The following is a 6,435-nucleotide window of genomic DNA, read 5'->3' on the forward strand; positions in this document are numbered from 1 at the left end:
ACATATACCCGGACCGGACAGCAGTTCAGCAGGAGACGAAACCATGAACAGACAACAGCCATTCGACGTCGGTGCGGTCAGGGACGTCATCGCCGCGCGCCGGCACATGCCCGGCGCCATGCTGCCGATTTTGCACGGCATCCAGGAAGCGGTCGGCTTCGTGCCGGCCGATGCGGTGCCGATGATCGCCGACGCGCTCAACGTATCGCGTGCCGAAGTGCACGGCGTGATTTCCTTCTACCACCATTTCCGCCAGCAACCGTCCGGCAAGCACGTGGTGCAGGTGTGCCGCGCGGAAGCCTGCCAGTCGGTCGGCTCCGAAGCGCTGGCGAAGCACGCCGAGAAAGCGCTCGGCTGCGCTTTCCATGAAACCACCGCCGACGGCCAGTTTACGCTCGAGCCGGTGTATTGCCTGGGCCTGTGCGCCTGTGGGCCCAATGTGGTGGTCGACGGCGAGCTGCATGCGCGGGTCGGCGCCGACAAGCTTGACCGGCTGCTGCAAGCCAAGCGAGGTGCGACATGAGCATCAACGTATATGTGCCGCGTGACTCCGCGGCAATTGCGCTGGGCGCCAACGACGTGGCGGCGGCGGTTTTCAGCGAAGCCGAAAGGCGCGGCATTCAGGTCAACATTGTGCGCAACGGTTCGCGCGGCATGTTCTGGCTGGAGCCGCTGGTTGAGGTAGAGACCGAGCAAGGTCGCGTCGCCTATGGTCCGGTCGATCCGGATGATGTTGCGGGTTTGTTCGACGCCGGTTTCCTGGAAGACGGCGTGAAGGCATTTGAGCATCCCCTCGCGCAGGGCCTCACCGACGAAATACCCTACCTGAAAAAGCAGGAACGCCTGACCTTTGCGCGCGTCGGCATCACCGATCCGGTGTCGCTGGACGACTATCTGGCGCATGAGGGCTATGCCGGACTGAAGCGCGCGGTCGGCATGAGCAGCGAAGAAATCGTCCAGGAAGTACTGGATTCCGGCCTGCGCGGACGTGGTGGCGCGGCGTTCCCGACCGGCATCAAATGGAAGACGGTGGCCGGTGCGAAGGCTTCCCAAAAGTACATCGTCTGCAACGCCGATGAAGGCGATTCCGGCACCTTCTCGGATCGCATGGTGATGGAAGACGATCCCTTCGTGCTGATCGAGGGCATGACGATTGCCGCTCTGGCCGTGGGCGCGACGCAAGGCTACATCTACGTGCGTTCAGAATATCCGCACGCCATCGCCGCGCTCAACGAGGCGATCGCCACGGCTAACAAGCATGGCTATCTTGGCGACAACGTGCTCGGCTCCGGCAAGGCGTTCAGTCTGGAAGTGCGCATGGGCGCCGGCGCCTACATCTGCGGCGAAGAAACCGCGCTGCTCGAAAGCCTCGAAGGCAAGCGCGGCGTGGTGCGCGCCAAGCCGCCGCTGCCGGCGCTGGAAGGCCTGTTCGGCAAGCCGACCGTGATCAACAACGTGATTTCGCTGGCGACGGTGCCTATCGTGCTGGCCCGCGGCGCGGCGTTTTACAAGAACTATGGCGTCGGTCGTTCGCACGGCACCTTGCCGTTTCAGCTGGCCGGCAACGTCAGATACGGCGGGTTGGTCGAGAAGGCCTTCGGCCTGACGTTGCGCGAACTGCTGGACGACTTCGGCGGCGGTACGCGCAGCGGCCGGCCGATCCGCGCGGTGCAGGTGGGCGGTCCGCTGGGCGCCTACATGCCGCAGCAACAGCTCGACACGCCGCTGGATTACGAAGCCTTCGCCGCCCTCGGCGCGATGGTCGGCCACGGCGGCATGGTGGTATTCGACGACGGCGTCGACATGGCGCAGCAGGCGCGCTATGCGATGGAGTTCTGCGCCATCGAATCCTGCGGCAAATGCACGCCATGCCGCATCGGCTCGACACGCGGCGTCGAGGTGATCGACAAGATCATCGCTAATGACAACAGACCTCAGCAAGTACATCTGCTGCGCGACCTGTGCGACACCATGCTCAACGGTTCGCTGTGCGCCATGGGCGGCCTGACGCCGTATCCGGTGCTGTCGGCCTTGAATCATTTTCCTGAAGACTTTGGTTCGCCGGCTGAAAAAGCCGCCTGAGTCCCATTTCCCATTCGCTTACGCATTCCGCAAGGAGTTGTTGCCATGAACCAGCTCAACGAAACAGATTACGGCACGCCGGCGCGTGTCTCAGAGACCGAAGTCACCCTCGAAATCGATGGCGTCGCCGTCACGGTCCCGGCCGGCACTTCGGTCATGCGCGCGGCGGTGGAGGCGGGCATCAATGTGCCGAAATTGTGCGCCACCGACAGTCTGGAGCCATTCGGCTCCTGCCGCCTGTGCCTGGTCGAGATCGAAGGCCGTGACGGCCGCAAGATGAAGGGCTATCCGGCCTCGTGCACCACGCCCTGCGAACCGGGCATGAAGGTACAGACGCAGACCCCCAAGCTGGCCGACATCCGGCGCGGCGTGATGGAGCTGTACATTTCCGACCATCCGCTCGACTGCCTGACCTGCCCGACCAACGGCAATTGCGAACTGCAGGACATGGCCGGCACGGTCGGCCTGCGCGAAGTGCGTTACGGCTACGAAGGCGAGAATCACCTCGAGATGAAGAAGGATGAATCCAATCCTTACTTCACCTATGACCCTTCCAAGTGCATCGTCTGCAACCGCTGCGTGCGCGCCTGCGAAGAGACGCAAGGCACCTTCGCGCTGACCATCAGCGGCCGCGGCTTCGAATCGCGTGTCACGGCCGGGCAGATGGACAGCTTCATGGAATCCGAATGCGTCTCCTGCGGCGCCTGCGTGCAGGCTTGTCCGACCGCGACGCTGACCGAGAAGACCGTGATCATGATGGGGCAGGCCGAGCACAGCAAGGTCACCACTTGCGCCTATTGCGGCGTCGGGTGCGCGTTCAAGGCCGAGATGAAGGGCAACGAAGTGGTGCGCATGGTGCCGTACAAGGACGGCAAGGCCAACCACGGCCACTCCTGCGTCAAGGGACGTTTTGCCTGGGGTTATGCGACCCACAAGGACCGCATCACCAAGCCGATGATCCGCAGCAAGATCACCGACCCGTGGCGCGAAGTGTCGTGGGAGGAGGCGCTGAGTTATGCCGCCAGCGAGTTCCGCCGCATCCAGGCCAAGCACGGCAAGGATTCCATCGGCGGCATCACGTCCTCGCGCTGCACTAACGAAGAAACCTATCTGGTGCAAAAGCTGGTGCGCGCCGCCTTCGGCAACAATAACGTCGACACCTGCGCACGCGTCTGCCATTCGCCGACCGGCTACGGTCTCAAGCAGACGCTGGGCGAATCGGCCGGCACCCAGACCTTCGACTCGGTGATGAAGTCCGACGTCATCATGATCATCGGCGCCAACCCGGCGTCGGCGCATCCGGTGTTCGCTTCGCAAATGAAGCGCCGCCTGCGCCAAGGTGCGAAGCTGATCGTCATTGATCCCCGCACGACGGAAATGGTCAAGTCGGCGCACATTCAGGCCGATTACCACCTCAAGCTGCGCCCCGGCACCAACGTCGCGGTCATCACCGCGCTGGCGCACGTGATCCTGGCCGAAGGCCTTCAAAGCGAGGAATACATTAAAGAACGCTGTGACCTGCAGTCCTACGAACAATGGAAAGAGTTCGTGCTGCGTCCGGACAATTCGCCGGAAGCCATGTCCGCCGTCTGCGGCGTGCCGGCCGAAGAACTGCGCGGCGCCGCGCGCCTGTTCGCCACCAACGGCAACGGCGCGATCTATTACGGCCTGGGCGTGACCGAACATGCGCAAGGCTCGACCATGGTGATCGGCATCGCCAACCTGGCGATGGCCACCGGTAACGTCGGCCGCGAAGGCGTCGGCGTCAATCCGCTGCGCGGCCAGAACAACGTGCAGGGATCCTGCGACATGGGTTCCTTCCCGCATGAGCTGCCGGGCTATCGCCACATCTCCGACTCGACCGTGCGCTCGCAGTTCGAGCAGGCCTGGGGCGTGACGCTCAATCCGGAGCCGGGTTTGCGCATCCCCAACATGTTCGATGCTGCGCTCGACGGCAGCTTCAAGGGCCTGTATTGCGAGGGTGAGGACATCGTCCAGTCCGACCCCAACACCCAGCACGTCGCCGCCGCCTTGCAAGAGATGGAGTGCATCGTGATCCAGGACTTGTTCCTCAACGAGACCGCCAAGTACGCGCACGTGTTCCTGCCGGGTTCGTCCTTCCTCGAAAAAGACGGCACCTTCACCAACGCCGAGCGCCGCATTTCTCGCGTGCGCAAGGTGATGCCGTCGAAGTCCGGCAAGTCCGATTGGGAAGTCACGGTGGCGCTGGCCGAAGCGCTCGGCTACCCGATGCCGTACAATCATCCATCGGAAATCATGGATGAAATCGCGGCCCTGACACCGAGTTTCCACGGCGTCAGCTACGACAAACTGGAGCGCCTCGGCAGCATCCAGTGGCCGTGCAACGATGCGGCGCCGGAAGGCACGCCGATCATGCACATCGGCAGTTTCATCCGCGGCAAGGGCAAGTTCCTCAACACGCAATACTTCGCCACCGACGAGAAGGTGACGCAGCGTTATCCGCTGATCCTGACCACCGGCCGCATCCTGTCGCAATACAACGTCGGCGCGCAGACGCGCCGCACCGAGAATTCGCAATGGCACGATGAAGACCGCCTGGAAATCCATCCGCACGACGCCGAAGACCGCGGCGTGCGCGAAGGCGACTGGGTCGGTATTGAGTCGCGCGCCGGGCAGACGGTGTTGCGCGCCACGGTGACCGAGCGGGTGCAGCCGGGCGTGGTCTACACCACGTTCCACTTTCCCGAGTCGGGCGCCAACGTGATCACCACCGACAACTCGGACTGGGCCACCAATTGCCCCGAGTACAAGGTGACGGCGGTGCAGGTCATGCCGGTGTCGCAGCCGTCCGAATGGCAGCAGCATTACCAGCAGTTCCATCAGGAACAGCTGGGTTTGCTGAAAGGCGAGAAGGCGTCGCAGGAGCCTTTGGTCACGAAATGACGAAACAACGAAATGAAGAAAGAAGCAGTCAATGAATGCATGTCCCATCCCGTCGCCCGATGATATCTCTGCCGAGTTCGCGACAGCGGCCAAGGTTGAGGTGGAGAAGTGGCGCGACGGCCGGCGTGAAGTCGTCATCGACGTGGTCGCCGAAGAAGTGCCGATCGCACTGGAGTACAACGGTATTTCGCATGCCGTGATGATGGCGACGCCGGCTGACCTGGAAGACTTTGCGCTGGGATTTTCATTGACCGAAGGCATCCTGGCCAACCCGGGTGAGCTCTACGACTGCGAGATCGTGCAGGGCGCCGAAGGCATCCAGGTGCAAATGAACGTGGCCACCGAGCGCTTCGTCGCGCTGAAGGAAAAGCGTCGCAACCTGACCGGCCGCACCGGCTGCGGCTTGTGTGGGGCCGAGACGCTGGAGCAGGCGGTGCGCCATCCGGCCGCGGTGCAGGCCGGTGCGCTGCAGTTTTCAGCCGACACGCTGCATGCGGCGCTGGATGCGATGCAGGCGCAGCAGCAATTGCAGCAGCAGACCGGCGCTACCCACGCGGCGGCATGGATGGGCCGCGACGGCAAGATCACGCTGGTGCGTGAAGACGTCGGCCGCCACAATGCGCTCGACAAACTAATCGGCGCCCTGGCCGAACAAAAACAGGATTTTTCAGCAGGCGCCGTGATCATCACCAGTCGCGCCAGCTATGAAATGGTGCAGAAGGCGGCAACCGTCGGCATCGGCTTCATCGCTGCGATTTCGGCGCCGACCGCGTTGGCGATCCGCCTGGCGAAAGAAACCGACGTAACGCTGATCGGCTTCGTGCGCAGGCAAGGGCATGTCGTCTATGCCGGAGCCCATCGCCTGATCTGACGGCAACAATAAGAGAATCGAGACTACATCATGAACGTCCAGCACCTCATCAAGATGGCCAACCAGATCGGGACTTTCTTTTCCACCATGCCGGATCGCGTGCAGGCGGAAAAAGACCTGGCTACGCACATCAAGCGTTTCTGGGAACCGCGCATGCGGCGTGCCTTGCTGGAGTATGTAGAGCAGGAGGGCGGCTCAGAACTGAGCGAGATCGTCCTGACGGCGGTGAAGAGGCATAGCGCCGAATTGCAGGTGGCGATTCAGTAGAGCAGGATGCGGGAGCAACCAGATAGTGCGGCCACAAAGGAAAAGGCCGTTGTACTCAACATGCGTGGTTGTCAAAGGGCTGGGTAGCGGGCCGATTCTTCGCATAAATCCGCACGGCTAATCAGATTTCTCCGACACCCGATGCATTGGATGCCAGAGAAAAGTATCGGCTCACTTGGCTAGTGATGTGCGCCACCGCCGAGATATGCTGCTTGCACCGCCGGGTCGTTCTGTAGCTTGTCGGCCGGGCCGTGCACGGAAATCTTGCCGTTTTCCAGGACGTAGCCGTA

5 protein-coding genes and 1 pseudogene are annotated in these 6,435 nt (G+C 62.5%); 5 read left to right on the forward strand and 1 reads right to left on the reverse strand.

Going from position 1 to position 6,435, the window contains the following annotated elements; genetic code table 11:
- Nucleotides 1-43: 43 nt before the first annotated feature.
- The 5 genes from ACIROW_RS14960 to ACIROW_RS14980 are packed head-to-tail and all read left to right on the forward strand — an operon-like array spanning nt 44 to nt 6,145.
- Nucleotides 44-523 carry a formate dehydrogenase subunit gamma gene (locus ACIROW_RS14960; protein ID WP_402276970.1) on the forward strand — a complete coding sequence of 160 codons (480 nt, stop codon included), beginning with the start codon at nt 44-46 and terminating at the stop codon, nt 521-523.
- Nucleotides 520-2,082, forward strand: a complete 1,563-nt coding sequence (locus ACIROW_RS14965; RefSeq protein WP_402276972.1) for a formate dehydrogenase beta subunit — start codon at nt 520-522, stop codon at nt 2,080-2,082. The genes ACIROW_RS14960 and ACIROW_RS14965 overlap by 4 nt, the downstream gene beginning before the upstream one ends.
- 45 nt (nt 2,083-2,127) lie before the next feature.
- The gene (gene fdhF, locus ACIROW_RS14970) at nt 2,128-5,007 is read left to right on the forward strand and encodes a formate dehydrogenase subunit alpha (RefSeq protein ID WP_402276974.1); all 2,880 of its coding nucleotides are present in this window, start codon (nt 2,128-2,130) and stop codon (nt 5,005-5,007) included.
- A gap of 31 nt (nt 5,008-5,038) precedes the next feature.
- Nucleotides 5,039-5,878 carry a formate dehydrogenase accessory sulfurtransferase FdhD gene (gene fdhD / locus ACIROW_RS14975; protein WP_402276976.1) on the forward strand — a complete coding sequence of 280 codons (840 nt, stop codon included), beginning with the start codon at nt 5,039-5,041 and terminating at the stop codon, nt 5,876-5,878.
- A gap of 30 nt (nt 5,879-5,908) precedes the next feature.
- Entirely contained in the window at nt 5,909-6,145 is a 237-nt protein-coding gene (locus ACIROW_RS14980; RefSeq protein ID WP_402276978.1) for a formate dehydrogenase subunit delta, read from the forward strand.
- Between the two features lie 179 nt (nt 6,146-6,324).
- On the opposite strand, the pseudogene ACIROW_RS14985 reads toward ACIROW_RS14980, so the two are convergent.
- Nucleotides 6,325-6,435, reverse strand: a pseudogene (locus ACIROW_RS14985) (ABC transporter ATP-binding protein); the annotation flags it as partial.

This window comes from Herbaspirillum sp. NPDC101397, from assembly GCF_044767325.1.
Classification (GTDB): domain Bacteria; phylum Pseudomonadota; class Gammaproteobacteria; order Burkholderiales; family Burkholderiaceae_D; genus Herbaspirillum.

Excerpts from the sequence above, each read along its gene's own strand:
- ACIROW_RS14965 (WP_402276972.1), top strand. The coding sequence starts at position 520 with ATGAGCATCAACGTATATGTGCCGCGTGACTCCGCGGCAATTGCGCTG.
- fdhF (WP_402276974.1), top strand. The coding sequence starts at position 2,128 with ATGAACCAGCTCAACGAAACAGATTACGGCACGCCGGCGCGTGTCTCA.
- ACIROW_RS14980 (WP_402276978.1), top strand. The coding sequence starts at position 5,909 with ATGAACGTCCAGCACCTCATCAAGATGGCCAACCAGATCGGGACTTTC.
- fdhD (WP_402276976.1), top strand. The coding sequence starts at position 5,039 with ATGAATGCATGTCCCATCCCGTCGCCCGATGATATCTCTGCCGAGTTC.
- ACIROW_RS14960 (WP_402276970.1), top strand. The coding sequence starts at position 44 with ATGAACAGACAACAGCCATTCGACGTCGGTGCGGTCAGGGACGTCATC.